The organism is Marinobacter goseongensis, from assembly GCF_023156235.1.
Lineage (GTDB): Bacteria > Pseudomonadota > Gammaproteobacteria > Pseudomonadales > Oleiphilaceae > Marinobacter > Marinobacter goseongensis.
Genome location: NZ_JAKZAI010000004.1, coordinates 172,327 through 194,023 on the forward strand (window position 1 = coordinate 172,327; position 21,697 = coordinate 194,023).

General features: G+C 58.8%; 20 protein-coding genes. 12 read left to right on the plus strand and 8 right to left on the minus strand.

What is annotated here, in order from left to right; genetic code table 11:
- Positions 1-11: 11 nt before the first annotated feature.
- Entirely contained in the window at positions 12-2,810 is a 2,799-nt protein-coding gene (locus tag MLC70_RS04405; RefSeq protein ID WP_248181857.1) for a ribonucleoside-diphosphate reductase subunit alpha, read from the plus strand.
- A 115-nt stretch (positions 2,811-2,925) separates the two neighbouring features.
- Positions 2,926-3,984: a ribonucleotide-diphosphate reductase subunit beta gene (locus MLC70_RS04410; RefSeq protein ID WP_248181858.1), complete on the plus strand. Its 1,059-nt coding sequence runs from the start codon at positions 2,926-2,928 to the stop codon at positions 3,982-3,984.
- A gap of 4 nt (positions 3,985-3,988) precedes the next feature.
- Here MLC70_RS04410 and MLC70_RS04415 read toward each other — a convergent pair whose 3' ends face one another.
- Positions 3,989-4,891, minus strand: coding sequence for a LysR family transcriptional regulator (locus MLC70_RS04415; RefSeq protein WP_248181859.1), 903 nt, complete (start codon positions 4,889-4,891; stop codon positions 3,989-3,991).
- A gap of 91 nt (positions 4,892-4,982) precedes the next feature.
- Here MLC70_RS04415 and MLC70_RS04420 point away from each other — a divergent pair, with 91 nt between their 5' ends.
- The 6 genes from MLC70_RS04420 to MLC70_RS18735 all read left to right on the plus strand — a co-directional run bounded on the left by MLC70_RS04420 (position 4,983) and on the right by MLC70_RS18735 (position 9,019).
- Entirely contained in the window at positions 4,983-5,897 is a 915-nt protein-coding gene (locus tag MLC70_RS04420) for a sterol desaturase family protein (protein ID WP_248181860.1), read from the plus strand.
- A gap of 300 nt (positions 5,898-6,197) precedes the next feature.
- Positions 6,198-6,548, plus strand: a complete 351-nt coding sequence (locus MLC70_RS04425) for a hypothetical protein (RefSeq protein ID WP_248181861.1) — start codon at positions 6,198-6,200, stop codon at positions 6,546-6,548.
- A 509-nt stretch (positions 6,549-7,057) separates the two neighbouring features.
- Positions 7,058-7,315, plus strand: coding sequence for a type II toxin-antitoxin system Phd/YefM family antitoxin (locus MLC70_RS04430; protein WP_022992576.1), 258 nt, complete (start codon positions 7,058-7,060; stop codon positions 7,313-7,315).
- Positions 7,303-7,605 carry a type II toxin-antitoxin system RelE/ParE family toxin gene (locus MLC70_RS04435; protein WP_248181862.1) on the plus strand — a complete coding sequence of 101 codons (303 nt, stop codon included), beginning with the start codon at positions 7,303-7,305 and terminating at the stop codon, positions 7,603-7,605. Before MLC70_RS04430 ends, MLC70_RS04435 begins: the two co-directional genes overlap by 13 nt.
- Before the next feature lie 141 nt (positions 7,606-7,746).
- Positions 7,747-8,451, plus strand: a complete 705-nt coding sequence (locus tag MLC70_RS04440; protein ID WP_248181863.1) for a YoaK family protein — start codon at positions 7,747-7,749, stop codon at positions 8,449-8,451.
- A 133-nt stretch (positions 8,452-8,584) separates the two neighbouring features.
- Entirely contained in the window at positions 8,585-9,019 is a 435-nt protein-coding gene (locus tag MLC70_RS18735; RefSeq protein ID WP_410797633.1) for a GFA family protein, read from the plus strand.
- Here the strand turns inward: MLC70_RS18735 and gtfA are convergent.
- Both gtfA and ggpS read right to left on the minus strand, forming a co-directional pair.
- Positions 8,974-10,416 (minus strand): sucrose phosphorylase, encoded by a 1,443-nt coding sequence (gtfA, locus tag MLC70_RS04445; protein ID WP_248181864.1) that lies wholly within the window; start codon positions 10,414-10,416, stop codon positions 8,974-8,976. The two genes, MLC70_RS18735 and gtfA, sit on opposite strands and share 46 nt — an antisense overlap.
- Before the next feature lie 17 nt (positions 10,417-10,433).
- Positions 10,434-12,707 carry a glucosylglycerol-phosphate synthase gene (gene ggpS, locus MLC70_RS04450; protein ID WP_248181865.1) on the minus strand — a complete coding sequence of 758 codons (2,274 nt, stop codon included), beginning with the start codon at positions 12,705-12,707 and terminating at the stop codon, positions 10,434-10,436.
- A 157-nt stretch (positions 12,708-12,864) separates the two neighbouring features.
- On the opposite strand from ggpS, the gene MLC70_RS04455 reads away from it, so the two are divergent.
- Positions 12,865-14,064 carry an MFS transporter gene (locus MLC70_RS04455; RefSeq protein WP_248181990.1) on the plus strand — a complete coding sequence of 400 codons (1,200 nt, stop codon included), beginning with the start codon at positions 12,865-12,867 and terminating at the stop codon, positions 14,062-14,064.
- A 44-nt stretch (positions 14,065-14,108) separates the two neighbouring features.
- Here MLC70_RS04455 and MLC70_RS18510 read toward each other — a convergent pair whose 3' ends face one another.
- The 3 genes from MLC70_RS18510 to MLC70_RS04465 form a co-directional block, all read right to left on the minus strand.
- Complete coding sequence (locus MLC70_RS18510) at positions 14,109-14,234, minus strand: hypothetical protein (RefSeq protein WP_282448298.1); 126 nt, start codon at positions 14,232-14,234, stop codon at positions 14,109-14,111.
- A 34-nt stretch (positions 14,235-14,268) separates the two neighbouring features.
- Positions 14,269-16,164 (minus strand): sensor domain-containing diguanylate cyclase, encoded by a 1,896-nt coding sequence (locus MLC70_RS04460; protein WP_248181866.1) that lies wholly within the window; start codon positions 16,162-16,164, stop codon positions 14,269-14,271.
- A gap of 180 nt (positions 16,165-16,344) precedes the next feature.
- On the minus strand, positions 16,345-16,947 hold the full coding sequence (locus MLC70_RS04465; RefSeq protein WP_248181867.1) for a GNAT family N-acetyltransferase: 603 nt from the start codon (positions 16,945-16,947) through the stop codon (positions 16,345-16,347).
- Between the two features lie 179 nt (positions 16,948-17,126).
- Between MLC70_RS04465 and MLC70_RS04470 the strand changes: the two genes are divergently transcribed.
- The 3 genes from MLC70_RS04470 to yghU are packed head-to-tail and all read left to right on the plus strand — an operon-like array spanning position 17,127 to position 19,035.
- On the plus strand, positions 17,127-17,843 hold the full coding sequence (locus MLC70_RS04470) for a ZIP family metal transporter (RefSeq protein ID WP_248181868.1): 717 nt from the start codon (positions 17,127-17,129) through the stop codon (positions 17,841-17,843).
- Positions 17,844-17,887: 44 nt separating this feature from the next.
- Positions 17,888-18,106, plus strand: a complete 219-nt coding sequence (locus tag MLC70_RS04475; RefSeq protein ID WP_248181869.1) for a hypothetical protein — start codon at positions 17,888-17,890, stop codon at positions 18,104-18,106.
- 47 nt (positions 18,107-18,153) lie between these two features.
- The gene (yghU, locus tag MLC70_RS04480; protein ID WP_248181870.1) at positions 18,154-19,035 is read left to right on the plus strand and encodes a glutathione-dependent disulfide-bond oxidoreductase; all 882 of its coding nucleotides are present in this window, start codon (positions 18,154-18,156) and stop codon (positions 19,033-19,035) included.
- Here the strand turns inward: yghU and MLC70_RS04485 are convergent.
- The gene (locus MLC70_RS04485; protein ID WP_248181871.1) at positions 18,999-20,504 is read right to left on the minus strand and encodes a flavin-containing monooxygenase; all 1,506 of its coding nucleotides are present in this window, start codon (positions 20,502-20,504) and stop codon (positions 18,999-19,001) included. The two genes, yghU and MLC70_RS04485, sit on opposite strands and share 37 nt — an antisense overlap.
- A gap of 51 nt (positions 20,505-20,555) precedes the next feature.
- Entirely contained in the window at positions 20,556-21,494 is a 939-nt protein-coding gene (locus MLC70_RS04490; RefSeq protein ID WP_248181872.1) for a metal-dependent hydrolase, read from the minus strand.
- Positions 21,495-21,697 lie beyond the last annotated feature (203 nt).

The window sequence follows — 21,697 nt, forward strand, 5'->3', positions numbered from 1 at the left end:
GGAGAACCGACATGTCCAGCTCTGCCCTGGCCGAAGCCCAGCCTGCCTCTCAACCCGAGACCACAACGCCAAACCAGGCCGAAACCCTTCAGGTCATTAAACGTAACGGCACCCTGGTTGGATTCAACTCCGCCAAGATCAGTGTGGCCGTCACCAAGGCCTTCCTCGCCGTGGAGGGCGACAAGGCCGCCGGCTCCGCCCACATTCACGATGGCGTTCAGCGCGTCACCGAGCAGGTGATCCAGGCCATCAGCCGGCGCCTGAAAGCCGGCGGTAAGGTCCACATCGAAGACATTCAGGATCAGGTAGAGCTGGCGCTGATGCGGGCGGAAGAGCAGAAAGTGGCCCGCGCCTACGTGCTGTACCGGGAAGAGCATGCCCGCGAGCGCGCCCGCCAGGCGCCGATGGAAGCGCATCCGCACCTGACCGTGAAACAGGCCAACGGCGACACCGTACCGCTGGACCTGGGCCTGATGAAACTGCAGGTGGAGCAGGCCGCGGCAGGGCTGGAAGGTATCGACGGTGAAACCCTGGTGGAAGACGCGCTGCGCAATCTCTATGACGGCATCGCCGAGGAAGACGTACTGTCGGCGCTGGTGATGACCGCCCGCGGCCGCATCGAACAGGAACCGGACTACAGCGCGGTCACCGCCCGGCTGTTGCTGGAGCAACTGCGACTGGAAAGTGCCACGGCGCTGGAGCTGCCCCGCAGCCTGCCGCTGGCGGAGATCTACCCCCAGGCCCTGAGCGCCTTTATCGGGGCCGGCATCCGCTACGAACTGCTGGACGACGCCATGGCGGGTTTTGATCTGGAGCGCCTGGGGGCGGCGATCAAGCCCGAGCAGGACCTGCAGTTCGGCTTCCTCGGCCTGCAGACTCTGTACGACCGCTATTTCCTGCACTGGCAGGGCGCCCGCCTGGAACTGCCCCAGGTGTTCTTCATGCGGGTGGCCATGGGCCTGGCACTGAAAGAGGACAACCCCAACGAGCGCGCCATCGAGTTCTATAACCTGTTGTCGTCTTTCGACTACATGGCCTCCACGCCCACGCTGTTCAACAGCGGCACCCGCCATTCCCAGCTGTCGTCCTGCTACCTCACCACCGTGGGGGATGATCTGGAAGACATCTACGGCGCTATTCGCGACAACGCCATGCTGTCCAAGTGGGCCGGCGGTCTGGGAAACGACTGGACGCCGGTGCGGGCGCTGGGCGCTCACATCAAGGGCACCAATGGCAAAAGCCAGGGCGTGGTGCCGTTCCTGAAAGTGGTGAACGACACTGCCGTGGCGGTGAACCAGGGCGGCAAGCGCAAGGGCGCGGTGTGCGCCTACCTGGAAAGCTGGCACCTGGACATCGAAGAGTTCCTTGAGCTGCGCAAGAACACCGGTGACGAACGCCGCCGCACCCACGACATGAACACCGCCAACTGGGTGCCGGACCTGCTGATCGAACGCATGCGCGAAGACCGCGACTGGACCCTGTTCTCCCCCAGCGATGTGCCGGACCTGCACGACCTGGTCGGCAACGCCTTCCGCGAACGCTACGAGCATTACGAGGCGCTGGTGGCGCAGGGCAAGATCACGTTGTCCAAAAAGATCCCCGCCAAGCAGCTGTGGCGCAAGATGCTCACCGTGCTGTTCGAGACCGGCCATCCGTGGATCACGTTCAAGGACCCGTGCAACCTGCGCTCACCCCAGCAGCACAAGGGGGTGGTGCACAGCTCCAACCTCTGTACCGAGATCACCCTCAACACCAGCGCCGATGAAATCGCCGTGTGCAACCTGGGCTCGGTGAACCTGGCCGCCCATATCCACGATGGCGAACTGGACGTGCAGCGTTTGGAACGCACCGTGACCACCGCCGTGCGCATGCTCGATAATGTCATCGACATCAACTACTACGCGGTGCCCCAGGCCCGCAACTCCAACCTCAAGCACCGCCCGGTGGGCCTCGGCCTGATGGGCTTTCAGGATGCGCTCTACCAGCTGGGCCTGCCCTACACCAGCGCGGAGGCGGTGGAGTTTGCCGATGCCGCCATGGAGCAGCTCAGCTATTTCGCCCTGCGCGCCTCCGCCACGCTGGCCGGTGAACGCGGCGCCTATGAAAGCTACGAAGGCTCCCTGTGGCAACAGGGCATTCTGCCCATTGATTCCATCAACCTGCTGAAGGACGCCCGCCGCGACGGCGACCTGGTGGTGAACACCACCACCCGCCTGGACTGGGCGCCGGTGCGGGAGCTGATCGCCCGCAATGGCATGCGCAACAGCAACGTGATGGCCATTGCGCCCACGGCGACCATTTCCAACATCGTCGGCGTGTCTCAGTCCATCGAGCCGGCATACCAGAACCTGTTCGTGAAATCGAACCTGTCCGGCGAGTTCACCGTGGTGAACCCCTCGCTGGTGCGTGACCTCAAGGCCGAAGGCCTGTGGGACAACGTCATGGTCAACGACCTCAAGTACTTTGACGGCAGCGTGCAGCAGATCGACCGCATCCCCAACGAACTCAAAGCCCGCTACGCCACCGCGTTCGAGATCGACGCCCGCTGGCTGGTGGAAGCCGCCGCCCGGCGGCAGAAATGGCTGGACCAGGCCCAGAGCCTGAACCTGTACATGGCGGAACCCAGCGGTAAAAAGCTGGACGCGCTGTACCAACTGGCCTGGGAACGGGGCCTGAAGACCACCTATTACCTGCGCTCCCTGGGCGCCACCGGCGCCGAGAAATCCGCCCCGGTCGCCGCGTCGCTGTCCATGGCACCCCAGCCGCAGGTGTGCAGCATCGACGAACCCGACTGCGAAGCCTGCCAATAAAACCGTAGGTCGGGTTAGCGAAGCGTAACCCGACAACCGGGCAAAACGCATACGCCAATGTCGGATTACGCTGCGCTAATCCGACCTACGACGACGAAGATTCTGAGGTAAACAAATGCTCAACTGGGACGACGAACCAAACACCCAAACCAGACCGGCCGCCACCGGCGCACCGGCCCCCGTCAACGTTGACGACAAGCGCGTGATCAACGGTGACACCGACATCAACCAACTGGCACCGTTCAAGTACCCCTGGGCCTGGGAGTACTTCATGAACGCCAACAAGAACCACTGGACCCCACTGGACGTGAACATGGCGCAGGATGTTCACGACTACCACCACCGCCTGACCGCGCCGGAGAAGCACGTGTACGAGAACGTGCTGGCGTACCTCACCACGTCCGACATCCTGGCCATGCGCAACATCGGCCTGGCGGTGATGGAGAAAATGAGCGCGCCGGAGCTGCAGATCTACCAGGCCCGCCAGGTGTACGAGGAAGCCATGCACACCTGGGCCTACCAGCACTGCATCGAAACCCTCAACCTGGATCAGAGCGAGATCTACAACCGTTACCGCGTGGTGCCCGCCATTAATGGCAAGATCCAGATGGCCAACCGCCGCCTGGATGCCGCCATGCGTTCCGACATGAACCTGCGCAACCGCGACGATCTGGAGGAATTCGTCATGTCTTACCTGTTCTTCGCGGCGGTGTTCGAAGGCACCTGGTTCTACAACGGCTTCAGCCCCATCTTCGCGCTGCAACGCCGCGGCCTGATGCGGGGCACCGGCGAACAGCTGCAGTACATCCTGCGGGACGAAGCCATGCACTTCTCCTTCGGCCTGAAGGTGGTGAACCAGATTCTGGAAGAGGAGAACATCACCCTCGATCCCAAAGCGGTCAGCCAGATGTGGGAAGAGTCCGAAGCGGCGGAGACCGCCTACGCCAACTACATCCTGCGAGACCCCATCCTGGGTTATTCCGCGGAGTACCACAGCGAGCAGTTCCGTTTCGTGGCCAACCGTCGTGCCCGCACCGTGGGCATGGACGAACCTTTCCCGGGGGCGAAGAACGTGTCGCCGTGGCTGGATGAGCAGGCCACCATGCGTAAGGAGAAGAACTTCTTCGAAACGCGGGTGATCGAGTACCAGACCGGCGCCCAGCTGGAGTGGTAGCCGCTCAGGCGCTGAGGCTGTCCATCAGCCTTTGACGGAACCATTGATGTGCGGGGTCGGTGTCCATCACCGGCGCCCACAGCAGGTAGACCGGCAGCGGCGGAAGGGTCGCCGGAAATGCCAGGGTCTGCAGGCCCAGGGCGCCGGCGTACTGGCGAGCCATGCGCTCGGGCACCGTGGCGATCATATCGGAGCGGCTGCAGGTAGCCAGCATGCTGGCAAACTGGGTGACCCGGGCGCCGCTGCGCCGCTGCCAGCCCGGTTCATTGAGAATCTGATCCAGCGGCAGGCGGCGGTTGCGGTCCGGCAGCACTACATGCTCGGCCTGCAGGAACTGTTGCTTGCTGCATTTGCCCTGAATAACCGGGTGGCCCTGCCGCGCCACCACCACTAACCGCTCCTCCAGCAGCACCTGTCGCCGTAACTGATCGTTCTCCGTGGCGAAGGCATCCACCGCGATGTCTGCTCGTGCGGTCGTCAGCTTGCGGGGCATGTTGTCGTCGGCCAGCGCCACTTCCACCACCACATTCGGCGCCTCCTGACGGATGCGCGTCAGCAGTGATGGCAGCACCACCATCTCGAAGTAATCGTTACTGAGCACCCGAAAACAGCGCTGGCTGGTGGCCGGCACAAAGCGGTTGGCCGGGTCCAGGGTGTCCCGCAGGGCGCCCAGCTGCTGGCTGAGGCTGGCGTGCAACTCGCGGGCGCGGGGGGTGGGCATCATACCCTGGCGGGTGCGCACAAACAGCGGATCCCCCAGGGTATGGCGCAGGCGCTGCAGGGCCGCGCTGATGGCGGGCTGGCTCATGCCCAGGGCATCGGCGGCCCGCGACAGCTGGCCGGCCTCCATAATGGCGTCGAACACCGGCAGCAGATTGAGGTCCACGCTTCGTAAATTCAGCTTCATGGATAATACTTATACCAAAGTTTGATTAGAAAAATATACCAGCGCGCCGTACCGTCATAACATCCAAACAACCCTCGTGGGGAAAACAACAATGGACGATCAAAAACTGACGATGCTGGTCACGGCTTTTATTGTGATCACCGCCCTGTGGGAGGTGGTCAGCGGCCGCACCCGGGATGGCCGCAAAAACCAGCAGGACTGGCGCATGGCCTTCCTCGCCACCTTCATGATGGTGGCGGTGCAGCGACCGCTGGTGTTGCTGTTGCTCACCCTGGGCCTGTCCACGCTGATCCCCGGCAGCGCCGGATCGCTGGCGTGGCTGGAGCAGGCCTATTTCTGGCCCACGCTGATCGTGTTTTTCTGTGTGGAAGAATTCATTCACGGCAGCTTCCACCTGTTTGCCCACAGCCGCCGCCCTAATAACCGGGTGCTGCAATGGGTGCAGGCCTTCTATAAGATGAACCACCGCCCGCACCACATGTCCGGCGGCCTGGACAACAAAGGCCAGCTCACCGTCACCCAGACCTTCGTGAACGGCTGGGCCTGGTGGCTGATCATGCCCAATTACACCTTCCAGCTGCTGTGCCTGTACCTGGGGCTGGTGGAGGTGTTCGTGATTGGCACCGCCTTCAAAGGCCTGTGGGCCGCCCACACCCACGTGAACTGGAACTACGACCTGTATTTCCACAACCATCGCTGGGCCTGGGTGCGCAAAACCATGTGGGCGCTGGCCCATATCCTGGTGTTTCCGACCCAGCATCACCACCACCACGCCCGCGGCCCCAACTCCGCCCGCAACGTAACCTCCACCCTGGCGATCTACGACTGGCTGATATTCGGTACCCTGGCCATCGAAACCCGCAAACCCAACGTGTACGGCTGGCGCCAGAAAGCGCCCGAAGCCAACAGCGTGCTGAAACGCTACTTCTGCTGGGATGTGCGCCCCTATGTGCCAAAAGCGCCAGCGCCGGCCTCGGCGGCTACCACCTCTCAACCTTCTGCCTGACCGCTAGAGCCAGCCGGCAAAAGACTGGAAAAATGATCATTGCGACCATGAACTGGGTGAGTTTATAGAAATCCGTCATTTTCAGATTCAGATCAGTGAGATGGAGAGATGCGCGAAAAAGTGGATAGTGGTCGTGGTGATCATTTTTGTTTGGGATGGGTGTCTGGAAAACAGCCAGAACTTATTGACCTGACAGGATTTTCTGCCTAGTTTTGGGGAATTGTTGAATTGAGATATGAGTCATGGGAAAAGTGATCATGGGGACTCATATACAAATGTTAAATGTAAGGGGTGAACGTCGTGGAAGACCTGGAAGGTGATGCTAGGGTACGGGTGCATTATTCCGAGATTCTCTGGGTTGTTACCGGTGGCAAAAACCGCGAAGGTAAAGAGATTTTTGGTATCCAGGATTCCATCCAACGTGTCGTCTGTACTCTTGAGGGCTACTCTGGAAAGTATGTCCGGTATCGAGACCACTACTACCCTCTGCATTCAAAGGCGGAGTTTGAAGAAATGAGGAAAGTAGCTATATCAGAAAGTTACATGTTTTACTCTAACCACCATGGGTTCAGTCAGGACAATAAAAAAATGCGCGATATCTCCAGCGCTTCGTTTATTTATGAACATGAAATGGGGCCGCTTGCCATTTAACAAGGCAATCAAATTCGTTCCGGCCTACGGCCTCCACCGGACGCCCTTGTCAGGGCGCCGTTTATTGCTGGCGTTATACGGAATCATGAATATTCGACTTAGAAGTTTTGCGATGGCTTTCGGTTTAGCTCCGGTAGTAATCGCTCCGCAGCTTATGGTGATTGAGCTCTGCGATTACTTTCAGATCGTGTGGCCCACGTTCGTCCTGGGCCCTATGGCGATTTTGGTGTTTGGGCTAGGTTGGGTGCACTACGTCACTGGCATGAAGTGCAAAGCATGTGATGGGCATTACGGGGTTTCTTTCAGCTTTATCAGCGTATTGTCGATCCCAGAAAGATGCATGAAGTGCGGTACGCCTGCCGACACCGCATAACAATGCACTGTTGCCGTACAATTTTTCCACCGCTTCGCGGTTCCAAAGTTGCCGCAAAGTCTCAGCGTTAGCTGTGATTGCCTCACGCGAAAAGTGATACTATAGTGTCACTTTCAGTCTGATTCAGGGTGAGCCCATGAAAGTTGAGCTTGTTACGAACCTAAAGCGCCAAGCCACAAAGATTCTGGCAGATCTGCATTTGTCTAAAGAGCCGATACTGATCACGGAGCATGGTCAGCCATCCGCGTACCTTGTCGATGTGCAGGATTACGAGTTTATGCAGCGCCGACTTGAGCTGCTTGAGGGGCTCTCACGGGGAGAGCGTGCTGTACTTGAGGGAAGAACGTACAGCCAAAGTGAGGCCAGGGAGAAAATGAGTAAATGGCTGAAGTAATCTGGACGGAGCCTGCCCTTCAAGAACTGGATGCCATCGCTGAGTACATTGCTCTGGACAATCCTGTTGCCGCAAGTCATTTGGTCCAAGAAGTTTTCGATAAGACCGAGCGCTTGGAAGATTTTCCCGAATCCGGACGGATTCCTCTAGAGCTCCCTAATTCGGTATACAGGGAGGTAGTGGTTCCACCGTGTCGCATTTTTTATCGTGAGGATAAGAAGCGGATTCTCGTCCTCTATGTCATGCGAGAGGAGCGGCAGCTTCGTGCGTACATGCTTGGGAACAGCTAACCAGGCGCGTCACTCGGATGCCTTTGTCTCCGCTTCGCTACGTCAAAGTCACCGGTGCGCTTGGGCGTTAGCCACCATATCCGATAAGGCTTTCATTCGTGCGCTAGGCGGTTGCTTGCACCATCCGACAGGAATCGGTTAATGCCATTTTTTGAAGTTGAGCAAAAGCATGATGACTTCATGCAACAGAGCCGGATCTGGGTGTTCTTCGGGGCGGCCATACTCTCCCTGATCGCAGGCTACGTGAATGTCGTTATGCTTAGCTTTTTTGCGGTGCCTGTAAGCCATATGAGCGGTGCTGTCTCACATCTTGGTATTGTTTTAACCGATGTCGGCCTCAAAGATCTGTTATTGGTCACTTCAATTGTGGTCGGGTTCTTCAGTTGTGCCTTGGTCTCCGGGATCATTCTGCGTGACACCTCATTCAGAATGCGGCGTCGCTACGGTGCGATATTGCTGCTGGAAGGCGCATTGCTGCTCGTGACAATGTTTCTGGCATTAGAGGGCTTAAAGGCAGCAGTCCCGATCGCCGCGATGGCTTGCGGGTTACAAAATGCAATGGCGAGCAGTTATCGTGGCCTGACACTGCGCACGACCCACGTTACTGGAATAGTCACCGATCTGGGCGCGTTGCTCGGCAATCGGCTTCGGGGTCGTGAGGTTAAGAGCTGGAAGTTTGGCCTGTTGCTGTGTGTACTGATTGCCTTCTTTATCGGCGGGATGGGCGGCGCCCTTTTGCTCAGCCTCTTCGGAATGTGGGCCTTAGGAGCCGCGTCCGGGCTATGCTTAATCAGTGGAGTAACAGTGATTTTTATCGCGATGGCTGCGGGCGTGGCGGGAACATAGTCTCTGGTGACCATCCTGATATATTGCTCTGGAATCTGGCGAATAAAGCAATGCGCGCGACGAGCGTGTGATTGCAGCGTTATGCGTCACTGCTCAAGAAGAACATCACTGTTTATCTCGCGAGGAAATGACAATGAACCAAACCGGTCAATGCTTGTGTGGATCGATTAAATACGACATCACAGGCAGTCCCAATTTAGTGGCCGTCTGTCATTGCAGGGATTGCCAGCGCAGTGCTGGCGCACCACTGGTTGCGTGGGCCATGTTTCCTGAATCATCAGTCAAGGTTACAGCCGGTGTGCCGAAGACAGTCAATTCATCCGGCACGGCCATGCGTTCGTTCTGTCCAGAGTGTGGCACAGGGCTGTTCTACCGAAATGCCGATGTTCTGCCGGGTCTTATTGACGTTCAGACAGCCACTCTCGATAACCCGAACTCGCTACCGCCCGCGGTTCAGATTCAAACGGCCGAGCGCCAAGCGTGGGTGCCCCACCTCAGTACACTGAAGGCTTATGATCGGTTTCAGCACGCCAGTTGGGTGGTCTCACCCGTGTCCACCTCCACGTAACTGATCTTCACGGTCTTGAAGTTCAGGTCCACGAACAGGTGGCAGTAATAGTCGCCATGGCGCCAGGCCATGGCGACGCTTGAGTTGTTGGAGTAGTTCAGCTCGAAGTGCCCATCGAAGGCCGGGTAGTTGCTGCGGAATTTCATCAGGCGCAGCAGGCGTTGCACCACCGGTTTCTGGATGTCCCGCTCCACCTCTTCCAGGCTGTAGTAATGGCGGTTGATGTCCCGCAGTTCGCCGCTTTCTTCCATCAGCTCGTGATCATTGCAGCCGGCCAGCAGCCCCACGTAGTAAACCTGCGGAATGCCCGGCGTGAAGAACTGGATGGCCCGGGCGGCGATGTAGGCGTCGTCGTTTTGCATCAGCGCGTCATAAAAGGTGCAGGTTAGCTGATAGATGGCCCCCACGCTGTGAATGTTGGCCGCTGAGCGCCGCATGATGGGGTCTGCGCTGCGGGCGTCGATGTTGTCGATCAACACTCGGATTTTCTCATCCGGTAACACGCCTTCCACATCGGGAATGCAGATGCCGTCGTGGGTATCCAGCACGGTGACCATGTTGCGCGGGCACATACGCAGCCAGTTTTTCAGGTAGTTGCTGTTGGCGTCCAGCAACGAATACAGCAACAGCGGCGGCAGGGCAAAGCCGTAGGGGTGCATGTTGCGCCGGCTGATGGCGTACTGGTAGCTGGAGTGGTCGTGCACTTCCGGCAGGCATTCCGCGCCGTGTTTCAGGGCGACCTGGTTGACCCAGTCGAGGATCTGGTACACCTCCGGTTCCACCAGAAAGCAGCTGGTGCCGATCCGTTTGGTGGTGTACCCGAAAGCATCCAGACGCAGCAGGTTGACGCCTTTGGAGGTCAGAAACCCGATGTAACTTTCCATCAACTGGTAGGCCAGATCGGACTCGTAATTCAGGTCGATCTGCTGTTCGGTGAAGGTGCACCAGACCCGGGTTTTGGTGCCGTCCGCCAGGGTCACTTCGCGGAAGGGTTCTTTCTCCTTGCGGATGTGAATCTTCGCCATGTCGTCGGGTGAGATCTCGCCGAATTTGTCCACGTGCACAAACAGGTCGGCGTAGTCCGAATCAAAGCCGTTGGTGATGAAGTCGGTAAACTCCGGCGACTCGTCCGATATGTGATTGACCGTCAGGTCGACGCACAGATCGTACTTTGCGGTGAAGGCTTCGATGTCGTCCCAGGTGCCCACCTTCGGGTCCACTTCCTTGTGGGTGAGCGGCGAGAAGCCGCCATCGGCGTTGGAGGGAAAAAACGGCAGGATGTGCAGGCCGCCGATGGCGTCGGACAGATGCGTGTCGACCACCGTGTAGAGGTCTTTCAGGTTATGGCCGATCCGGTCCGGGTAACAGATCAGCTGCACCGCATTTTTAAGCATCATGGTTCGGTGTCCTTGGTTCAGGCGGCGCAATGACCAATGGGCAGAATTTTTCCCAGTTTGATGGCGCGTCGTTGTTCGGCCGTGTCGATGAATTCCCGCCCCCAGTAATCGATGTCGTAACGGCTGACCACTTCGAAGGCCTCGCTGAGCCGGTTCTGCGCTTCGCTGCGGCTCATCGCCAGGGCGTAGTAGCAGGTGTCCGCCAGGTCCTGGGGGTGATGGGGGTTGGCCAGAATAGCGCCGCGCAGTTCGGCGGCGGCGCCGGCGAATTCCGACAGCACCAGCCGGCCGCTGCCATTGGTCAGGCCCTGGGTGGCGATGTATTCCTTGGCCACCAGGTTCAGGCCGTCCCGCAGCGGGGTAATCCACATCACGTCCGCCATGGTGTAGTAAGACACCAGCTCCTCGAACGGCAGCGCGCGGAAGAAGAACTGCACCGGGGTCCAGCCCACTTGTGCGAACTGGCCGTTGATGCGACCGACGGTTTGCTCGATCTGCGACAGCAGTTCTTCGTAGATGGTCATCCCGGCGGCCGCCGGCACGCAGACCATCATCAGGGTGACCTTGGTTTCCAGCTCCGGGTGCTCGTTGAGCATGCGCTCGTACGCATCCAGTTTTTCGATGATGCCTTTGGTGAAGTCCAGGCGCTCGACCGACAGAATCAGCCGCACGTCCATCAGTTCTTCGCGCAGGGTTTCCATGCGGTCAATCACACTCTGTTGCGTCAGGGCCTGTCGCACCCGGTTCAGGTCCAGCCCCACCGGGTGAGCGCCAAGCCCGATCTTGCGGTCATTCACCTTGATCTCGGTGCTCATCTCATCCAGGCCCACAGCACAGCCGTAGGTCAGAAACCGTGGCGCACAGCCTGCTTTTTCAGTGACTTCCAGGGGCGTGACACCGCGAGCCACATCGACAAAGTTTTCCGCCTGCCGCGGAATATGGAAGCCGATGTGATCGCACTGCAACAGGCTGCCAACGATTTCCCGGCGCCAGGGCAGCACGTTGAACACGTCCGCCGAGGGAAAATAGGTGTGATGGAAAAAGGCGATGGTGAGGTCCGGGCGCATCTCGCGCAGATACGCCGGGACCATCCAGAGGTTATAGTCGTGAATCCAGACCACCGCGTTTTCCGCCGCTTCCTCGGCTGTGCGCTCGGCAAACCGCTTGTTCACCTTGAGGAACACCTGCCAGTGATCATCGCGGAAGGTGGCCCGTTCCCAGAAGGTGTGCAGGGTGGGCCAGAACGCCTCTTTGGAGAACCGCTTGTAGAAAATGTCGACGTCGTCTTTGCTCAGTGGCACCCGTGCCGCGACCAGTTGTTCATAGCGGTCGGTATCGACTTCGGTGTGGGTCTGAAAGGGGCCGAGTTCAGGGTCGTCAATCGACCAGGCTACCCAGGACCCGGCCTTGCCGTCGGCAAAGAAGCTCAAGAGTGTGGGAATAATGCCGTTGGGTGATTTCGGGCGTCGGCGGATCAGCTCGCCGTTTTCGACCACTTCTTCGTAGGGCAGGCGGTGGTAAACAATCACCAGGTCGGATTTGCCGGAGTTCATGGCGTCCGGCGCTTCCGCTTCAATGCCCAGATGGCCGAGATAGCCGAAGTGTTCGAAGGCTTCGAGGATGCCGCCACAGCCGGTCGCGTCGGCATGCAGCACCCGTGCCTTCTGCTCGGTGGCCTGCAGCAGCGCGGACTCGGATTCCCCCACGCAGACGCCTTTGAAACCGTACTCGTACATCGACAGGTCGTTCAGAGTATCGCCTGAGACCAGCACGGATTCCGGGTCTACGTCCAGATGTTCCACCAGGCGAGACAGGGTGCGCCCCTTGTTCACGCCCCGCGGCAGAATGTCCAGGTACTTGCCGCCGGAGAACAACACATTGCAGGACAGGGCCTCGACCCGGGCGATCATCTCATCGGTGACCACATCGCTCGAGCAGAAATACGACACCCGGCGCTCCTGCGGGACTTCCTGTCGCTGCAGACCGTCAAACGACTGCAGGACATCTTCAATCATCTGCTCGCCGGGCCAGAGATCGTCAATTTCGCCTTGCAAGGGCTGAATCGCCTGCTGCGAGTGGCCGTTGACCACCGTGCAACCGACGTCACAGATGATGTAGTCCGGTTGCGGAATCGTTGGGTCGGACAGCAGCGGCAGCACCGATTCCAGTCCGCGACCGGTCACAAACACCAGATCGATTTCGGGGTGGGCGACGATCAGTCGGTAGAGTTTGAGGCGGTTTTCGGGGTCGCCCGCGAGAAAAGTACCATCGAGGTCGGTGGCCAGTAACATGGTTTGCTCCTATGAAGGCTTTCACTCATGTCAGGAGTTCTCTGCACCTTTCATACCGGAATCCGTTTGATCGGGGCTCCCCATGGCGCAGCGATTGCAAGACAACCGGGTATCCCGCCGCAAAGGCCATTCCCGGGAGGTGTGTATCTGGTCACTCATGCGCCCTATTGGTGCAATTCTCGTCAGCGTCGCGCTATTACAGCTCGGTAGCGGCCTGCTCAACACCTTGTTGGCCGTCACGGCGAACGAGCAGGGGTTCTCCACGGCCCGTATCGGCGTCATCATGTCCGGGTTTTTTGTCGGTTTTGCCTGCGGCATCTTTGTCAGCGGTCGCCTGATCCGGCGGATGGGGCACATTCGCACCTTTGCGTTCTGTGCGGCCCTGTGTGCCTCCATCGCGCTGCTGCATTCCCTGTGGGTCGATCCCTGGGTGTGGTTGGTGCTCCGCTTCATTTACGGACTGTCGTTGGTCACCCTGATGACAGTGACGGAGAGCTGGCTTAATACCCGCGCTGAGAAGCACGAGCGCGGGCGGGTGTTCGCCATTTACATGGTGGTCAATCTTGGCGGCATTGCTCTGGCGCAGCAGCTCCTCAGGCTGAGCCCGGGTGAGCTGTTCGTGCTGTTTTCGGTGTCGGCCGTCCTCAGTTGCTGGGCGTTGCTGCCTATCACCATCAGCAGTCGCAGCCAGCCCCACATTCCGGAGCGTGCCAGGAGCAGCCTGAAAAAAATTATCAGCTTTGCGCCGCTGGCCGTGGCTACCTCGGCTCTCTCTGGCCTGGCGATGGGTGCGTTCTGGGGGATGGCGCCGTTGTATGCCAGCAAGCTCGGATTCGGGTTGTCTGAGGTGGGCGTGTTGATGAGCCTGACCATTGTGGGCGGTGCGCTGCTGCAGATCCCGATCGGCCGGTTTTCGGATACTCAGAACCGCCGGAAAGTGCTGATCGTTGTGGCCGCGCTGGCGGCCGTCATGTGCCTGATGATGCCGTTTGCCTGGAGCAACGGGTCACTGATGACGGTGTTCTTTCTGTGGGGTGGGCTGTCGTTTTCGCTCTACCCGTTGGGCGTGGCGCAGCTACTCGACCAGCTGCACCCCGATGAGGTGGTTTCCGGTTCGACCGACATGCTGGTTCTGCACGGTGCAGGCGCTGCTCTGGCGCCTTTGATCGTGGGTGTCATCATGAATCTGGTGGGGCCTCAGGGCATGCCCCTGTACATGGCGGGTATTCTGGGCGTGCTCACCCTTTATGCGATCTATCAGGTGCGCCATGTCTCCGTGCTCACCGCCGGTGAGCAAGCGCATTTTGAGCCGATGGCGCAGACCTCCCATGAGATCGTTGAAATGATCGAGCGATAGAAACGTACGTTGGTCCGGACTTCCAGAAGCTCTTCTCCGAAAGGTCATTCATGGAGAAAGCCGATAGGACCACTACTCAGCCCCGCCTCCACCAGCGGCTGGCGGAATTCCTCGGTTTCCTCGGTCATGGCCAGACCCGTGGGGGCACCGATGACCCGGTCGCCGTCCATAACCTGCCACGCTGCCGCAAATCGGTGGTACGGTTTATTGTCGTTTTATCTTGCGCTGGTCCTGGTAAACGACCAACCGGTTTCGCCCCGAATTCTTGGCCTGGTACATGGCCTTGTCCGCCATTGAGACCGTCTGGTCGAAACTGCCGTTCTGCCAGGTGGCGATGCCCATGGAGGCCGTGACCCGCAGCGCCTGCCCTTTGTAGAGTACCCGGCATTCTGCGATGCTTTTCAGTATTTTCTTGCCCATGACCCGCAAGTCGATCTGCGCAGAGTCGTAGACAAGGATCATGAACTCTTCACCACCCCAGCGGCCAAAACTGTCCGCCTTGCGAATGGTCTGCTGAACCGCTTTGGCAAAGGCCTGGAGGATGAGGTCTCCGGCTTCGTGGCCATACTGATCGTTGAGCTGCTTAAAGTGATCGATGTCGAGCAGCATGATGGAAAAGGTGCTTCCCGAGCGGCTGCAGCGCAGTACTTCCAGATGGCCCCGGCTGATCAGGTTGCGGCGATTGTGTACACCGGTCAGCTCATCGGTCAGGGCCAGGCGTTCAAGCATATGGTTGGCTTCCTCCAACTCGCTGGTGCGAAGGGACACTTTGTTTTCGAGGGTTTCATTGGCATCCCGTAGCTTAGCGAGCAGGCTCTCCAGTTGACGTTGCTGTTCAATTTCCCGAGAGATATCTCTGACGATCCCGACAAAATGCGAAGTTTTTCCCCGCCAATCACGAATGGGATTGATGATGAGGTTATTCCAGAACAGTGTGCCGTCCTTGCGAAAATTGCGCACGGTGATGCGGATCGGCTCCTCCCGCAGAATCGCCTCTCTGATTCTCCTGACCTCGGGCTGATCGTGTTCAACACCGTTCAGGAACCGGCAGTTACGACCAAGGATGTCCTCTTTTTTATAGCCGGTCATGTCGATAAAACCCTGGTTGCAGTAGATGATCGGCTGATCGTCTCCGGCCTCGGTGATCAGCACGCCTTCACTGGTGGCTTCCAGGGCGCTTTTATACAGGTGCAGGCTACCGCTTTTTCGGCGGATCTGGGTCACAAAGGCGGCGATGAAGAGCACGATCACGGTAAACAGCATTATCTCCTCTTGCAGCAGAATAGCGGCGGATTCCGGAGCGCCTGCTAAAAAAGGGCTTTGGCCTTGAGCGGTAGTGATCGCCCCATAGAGCACAACCGCTGCGGTAAGAGCGGATGCGGGCATCGGCCCCAGGCGCACCGCAGCCCAGAATGGCGCCACCATCACCAACAGAGGCGACAGGACAAGCATATCCCCGTCACTGATACCCAACGAAAACACGAAAAAACTGGTGAAGAGCGCGGTAATCACCAAGCCTGCCCACTCGATGCCGCCGGCCGACCGATACAGGGCATCGGGCCAGTAAGCCCGGTAATTGAACATCATGTGCAGGATGGGGGTCAGCGCGACCAGGCCAGTTGCATCTCCGAACCACCAGATACGCCAGAACACCAGAAAGGGCAAAGGATCAAGCAGGACAGAGGTATAGATGAAGGCGCCGGCCAGAGCGGCAATGGGGGAAGCAACGAAAAATGTGATGAGAATGAACAGCGCCAACGCACGCGGCTCGGCCCAGTCCGGATGGCTGCGCTCACTGGGGCTGAACCGCTGCAGAAGTAGCGCAGCTATGGCGCATTCAGCCACGTTGACGAGCCCGAAAAGCACGGCCGCGTGAACCGGGAAGACGGATTGGTCGGCCAGCACTTCGGCCAGTATCACGACAATGGCGAGCCCTGGCCAGTGTCGCCAGGACAGGGTCAGGAATGCAGCCAGTAATACCGCATTAGGCGGCCAAAAAACGACGACCCCTGAGGGCAGGCTGAGAAAGTGCACACCGATCAGTGCGGAAATGTAATAGAGCAGGCCAACACCGAGATAGGCCAGTAACGACACGACCATGGGCGTCTCCTTCGCTCATGCGTGATGTCTCCGGATCTCGAAAATGGCCCTTATGTTGCTCCGAACTATTTTCTCCGGCTATCCAAGGAGCCGGTAAAGAATTCTCCGGGGCCTTCAAACCTAAAGTAAGCTGAATAAAGGAATACATGCAAGCAGCGTTTACACCATTGGCTGGCGCTCTCAGCAGTTCAGCTCCTTCCGATAAAACATCAGCGATTTCTCCGTCTCCACAGACTGATCGATGTCTTTCCAGGGAAAGGCCGCGTGAACCTCTGGCATGGGCTGATAACCGAAGCGCTGCCAGACCGGACCGAGGGGCTGGTAGTCGGTCGGCTTCATTGGGTGTTTGTCCGGCCGCTGGACCGCGCAGAATACGCTGAGGGTTTTGCCCAGCTGGCGGGCACGGGCTTCCCGCTCTTCAAAGAAAGTCCGATACAGGCCATGGCCGCGGTAATCCGGGAGTAGCACAGACTCGGCGCAGTAAAACACCGACCCGGTATCCAGCCCCGCCTCCACCAGCGGCTGGCGGAATTCCTCGGTTTCGTCGGTCATGGCCAGGCCCGTAGAGGCACCGATGACCCGGTCGCCGTCCAACGCCAACACGCAAACCGAGGTCTCGGAGTCCACATAGGTCTGCAGATAACGGCGTTCGTACGCCAGCGAGCCGTCGTAGAGGTAGGGGAAGTCGCGAAACACCCGAATGCGCAGTTCGGCTACGGCCGCGAGCCAGGGAGAAAAGTCACTGCCGGTAACAACCAGGGTGCGCAGGTGGTCTGGTGTCATGGATAGCCTCTGTGTCTGGTGTTGATTGGCGGCAGTCTATCAGTTACAAGAAGATTCGATCATCTGGCACGGCGCCGCAAAAAACGGCGACAGGCATGACGCGTCGAGGAGAAGCCGGTTCACCCGGATACGCAGTTGCCGGTGTCCTTACTTATCATCGTGGAGTGAAGCGGGCACGTATGAGCGGTCTGACTCAAATCGTTATACTCACCTTGATCGCCGGGCTTGCGATGCCCATCGGAGCGTCGCTTGCGGCGGTAGAGCGAATCAGCCCGCGCTGGCTGGAAACGGAAGTGCGCCACGGTGTGGTTGCCTTTGGCGGCGGCGCCCTGTTGTCTGCCGTGGCGCTGGTTCTGGTCCCGAAAGGCGTGAGTAATCTGTCCCCACTGCTGGTGGCCGCCTGTTTCGCGGGCGGCGGCGGCCTGTTCATGATGCTCGATATCCGTTTGGCGGCCAACAAGACACCCTTCAGCCAACTGACCGCCATGTTGTCCGATTTTGTGCCAGAGGCCCTGGCGCTGGGTGCCACCTTCACGGTCTCTGCAGAAGCCGGTCTACTGCTTGCCGGTATCATTGCATTGCAGAACTTGCCGGAAGGTTTCAATGCCTTCAGAGAAATTACAGCGTCCACGGGGTTCAGCCGGCGGCAGATCGTTGGCGCGTTTACGCTTATGGCCGGGTTGGGACCCATCGTAGGCGTTACGGGTTACTTTGTGCTGTCCGGATACCCGCAAATTGTTTCCGGAATCATGTTGTTTGCTGCAGGTGGTATCCTGTACATCGTCTTTGAGGACATTGCACCGCAGTCCAGGCTGAAGAACCACTGGGCACCGCCGTTGGGCGCTGTTGCCGGGTTCTTGCTGGGTGTTCTGGGTCATATGGCGGTTGGGGCGTAACCCGATGCGCAGAGTTCGATACATACTAAAAGAGAAACGCTGATATGAATTTTGATCTGGTGGTTGTGGGTCAGTTGATGCTTGTTTTTGCGGTCGTTGTGGGGCTGGTGAGCTATTTCCTGGGCCGTCGCAAAGTCACAAACCCGATACTGGCGGGGGTGATCGGTTTCGTGTTTTCCATCGTTCCTGTCTTTGGACTGTTGTATGTTGTTGTCTTGATAACCAAAGACGATCTCGACAAGGGTCGTGAGGACCCCTCGTAACGGGTATAACGCGATCATCCACCCAATCTGACCAGACAGGACTCTTTATGGCCGATCACACCTACACCCCACCGAAAGTCTGGAAATGGGACGCCGCCAGCGGCGGGGCCTTTGCCAATATCAACCGCCCCATCGCCGGGCCTACCCACGACCAGGAGCTGCCGGTTGGCAAGCATCCGTTGCAGCTGTATTCCCTCGCCACGCCCAACGGGGTGAAGGTTACGGTGATGCTGGAAGAGCTGCTGGAGATGGGGTTTGCAGGCGCCGAGTACGATGCTTACCTGGTGCGTATTACCGAGGGCGATCAGTTTGGCAGTGGCTTTGTGGGTGTGAACCCGAACTCCAAGATTCCGGCAATGATGGACTACAGCACCAATCCGCCGATCCGGTTGTTCGAGTCCGGTTCGATTCTGCTGTATCTGGCCGAGAAATTCGGCGCCTTCCTGCCCAAAGATCCGGCCGGCCGCGCCGAGTGCCTGAACTGGCTGTTCTGGCAGATGGGCAGCGCGCCGATGCTGGGGGGCGGGTTTGGCCACTTTTACGCCTACGCGCCCGAGAAGTACGAATACCCGATCAACCGCTACACCATGGAAGTGAAGCGTCAGCTTGATGTGTTGGATCGCCAGCTGGCGGACCACCCGTACATTGCCGGAGATGAATACACCATTGCCGATATGGCGATCTGGCCCTGGTACGGTGCGCTGGTCAAGAACAAGGTCTACGAAGCAGCCGAGTTCCTGGAAGCCCACACCTACACCAACGTGATCCGCTGGACCGACGAGCTGGCCAAACGCCCGGCCGTGCAGCGGGGCCGTATGGTCAACCGGGCGTGGGGTGAGCCGTCAAGCCAGCTGCATGAGCGGCACGACGCCAGCGATTTCGAGCTGCGCACTCAGGACAAGTTGGGCGCGGCGAATTCCACCTCGTAATCCTTGAGCCGGAACGCGTTCAGGCGACGCTTGAGGGCGCCCAGTGACCAGGGCCAGGCGGCGAAATTGCGGCCGTTCTGGTCGAGGTAGTAGCTGCTGCAGCCGCCGGCATTGAACACGGTGGTCTGCAGGTTTTTCTGCACCCGCTCATTGTGCTGCTTCAGTACCGACGGCTTGACCGTCAGCCGGCTGATGCCCTTTTCGCGGATTTTCCACAGGCCGTCGATGATGTAGTCGAGCTGCGCCTCCGCCAGGCGGATAAATGAGTCGTACACCAGCACGTTGGGCCCCAGAATCAGGAACGCGTTCGGCGAGTTTGCCAGCGTGGTGCCCAGATAGGCCTCCGGCGAGCTGTCTTTCCACAGGTCAGCCCAGCGTTCACCGTTGGCGTTGAACACCTTGTTGCCAATGGGCGGGTGCGACACGTCAAAGCCGGTGCCCCAGATGATCACATCCACTTCCCGACGTTCGCCATTGGCGGCAATCACCGTGTTGCCTTCCACCTTCACCAGCCCGCTGGGAATCAGTGTGGTGTTGGCTGCCTGCAGCGCCTCGTAATAGTCGTTGGCGAACAGCAGGCGTTTGCAGCCGATGTCGTAGTTCGGGGTCACCGCCTTGCGCAATTGCGGATCCCGAATCTGCAGTTTCAGCAGCTGTCTGGCGGCCACATTGACCGGTTTGAGGAACGCCGGGTTGCGCAGGCCGAAATTGATCACGTTCAGTGAGCTCGCGACGGCCTTGCGCCAGGTGCTCTGGATCACCGGAAAGCGATCGATTACCCGCTTGCCGTTGTCGCCCAGCACCATATCGGGCTTGGGCAGTACCCACGGGGCGGTGCGCTGGAACACGTGAAGTTCGCCCGCTTTGGGCTGGATGCGGGGCACGAACTGGATGGCTGAGGCGCCGGTACCGATGACGGCTACGCGCTTGCCGGTCAGGTCGTAGTCATGGTTCCAGCGTGCGGAATGGAACATCTCGCCGGTGAACGAATCCAGGCCCGGAATCGGCGGGATCTTTGATTCGGTGATCGGGCCGGTGGCGAACACCACGGTGCGGGAGAGGTACTGGCCGCTGCTGGTGTCCAGTCGCCAGAGCTGGTGTTCATTGTCCCAGGCGGCGCGTTCGAGCTCGTTGTCAAACTCAATAAGCGGGTTAATACCGAACTGGTCGCTGACCTTTTCCAGGTAATCCAGAATTTCCGGCTGCTTGGCAAACAAGTTGCTCCACCGACTGCTGGGGGCAAAAGAATAGGAATACAGCGATGAGGGCACATCACAACCGCAGCCGGGGTACGTGTTCTCCCGCCAGGTGCCTCCGACTCGGCTGGCCTTCTCGATGATCTTGAAGTTGTGATAGCCGGTTTTCTTCAGTTTGATGGCGGTGGCCAGGCCGGAAATGCCGGCGCCCACGATAAACGTGTCGTAAATGTGTTCCGCGTTGGCGGCGGCGTTCATATTCGGAGTTGCCATGAATCGTAACCGTTAGTGAATGCTGTGATGTGAAAGGACGGCCTTACCCGACTACGCCCGCACCGGCGGGACAATTTGCTTCAGCAGGTAAGGGGCCAGCAGGCCGGTCTCGGGATTGAGCAGGCGTTCCTTGTAGTAGGCCAGGTATTCCGAGGTGTCGTGGTCATTGGGGTGAAAGTCCGGGCGCAGGTAATCGAACACATGGCCAAGGGTACTGCCGTAAACGCCATCACCGCGACCGATCATCAGACCCAGGCTGCGTTTGGCGTCTTTCCAGAAACGCAGGCTGATGAGGTTGCTGGGTTTGCGGATGAACGGGATCAGCACGCCGCCGAGCGGAACCAGAAACCAGATGGTGATCAATGCCAGCGCGAAGCCGCTGACGCGCAACGCGTAATTACCGGAAAGTTGCTGGAATACGTCGTAGGCAATGTCCTTGTGCTCGGACTCTTCCAGCATGTGCCACATCCACAGCCCGCGCTGCTTTTCATCTTCGCTGTGAAAGAAGTTTTCCTCGTGCTTCATCATGAATTCCGCCAGCACGGCGGTGAAGTGCTCGATGCCGGCCATCAGCGAAAGCTGCAACGGCTGCGGAAAGCGTCGGAAGCCATAGTTGAACACGTTGCGGGCCAGAAAGCGGTAGAAGGTGACCGGGAAGCGGTGTTCCTTCAAGACCTCGTTCCATTCCTCATGCACCTTGGAGTGCAGCGCTTCCTGCCCGATCAGGGAGGTGACCCGCTGTTTCAGCACCGGATCGGTCAGGAAATCCCGATGGTAACGAGCCGTTTCGATCACCAGGTCCTCGCCGTAGGTGAGAAAGATCGACAAGGCCTCGAAGTAGGCGGAAGCCAGCTCCGTATTGACGTAAAAATTGGGGTCGGCGTCCTTGGCGTCGAAATCGAATTTCATGTGTCGGATCGGGACGTCGGTTTCGCGGGTTTGTGCCGGAGTGGCCGCGAATTCAAGTGTCTCTGCGGTGGCGGTGCTCATCGTGATTTCCTCGGGTGCCGGGGTTACAGGTGCAAGCCCGGCTTAAAAAATGTGTGAGGTTAAGAGTAAGGCGATGGATTGTTCGGGTTCAATTCGGAACCTGCACACCCGCAAGGGGCGGCGTTGGCGGCCGGTCACTGCGTTGCATCGGCCGGATACCGCCAAAAATCGAATGCTTGTTCGGATTATTGGTCGTCTTTCTG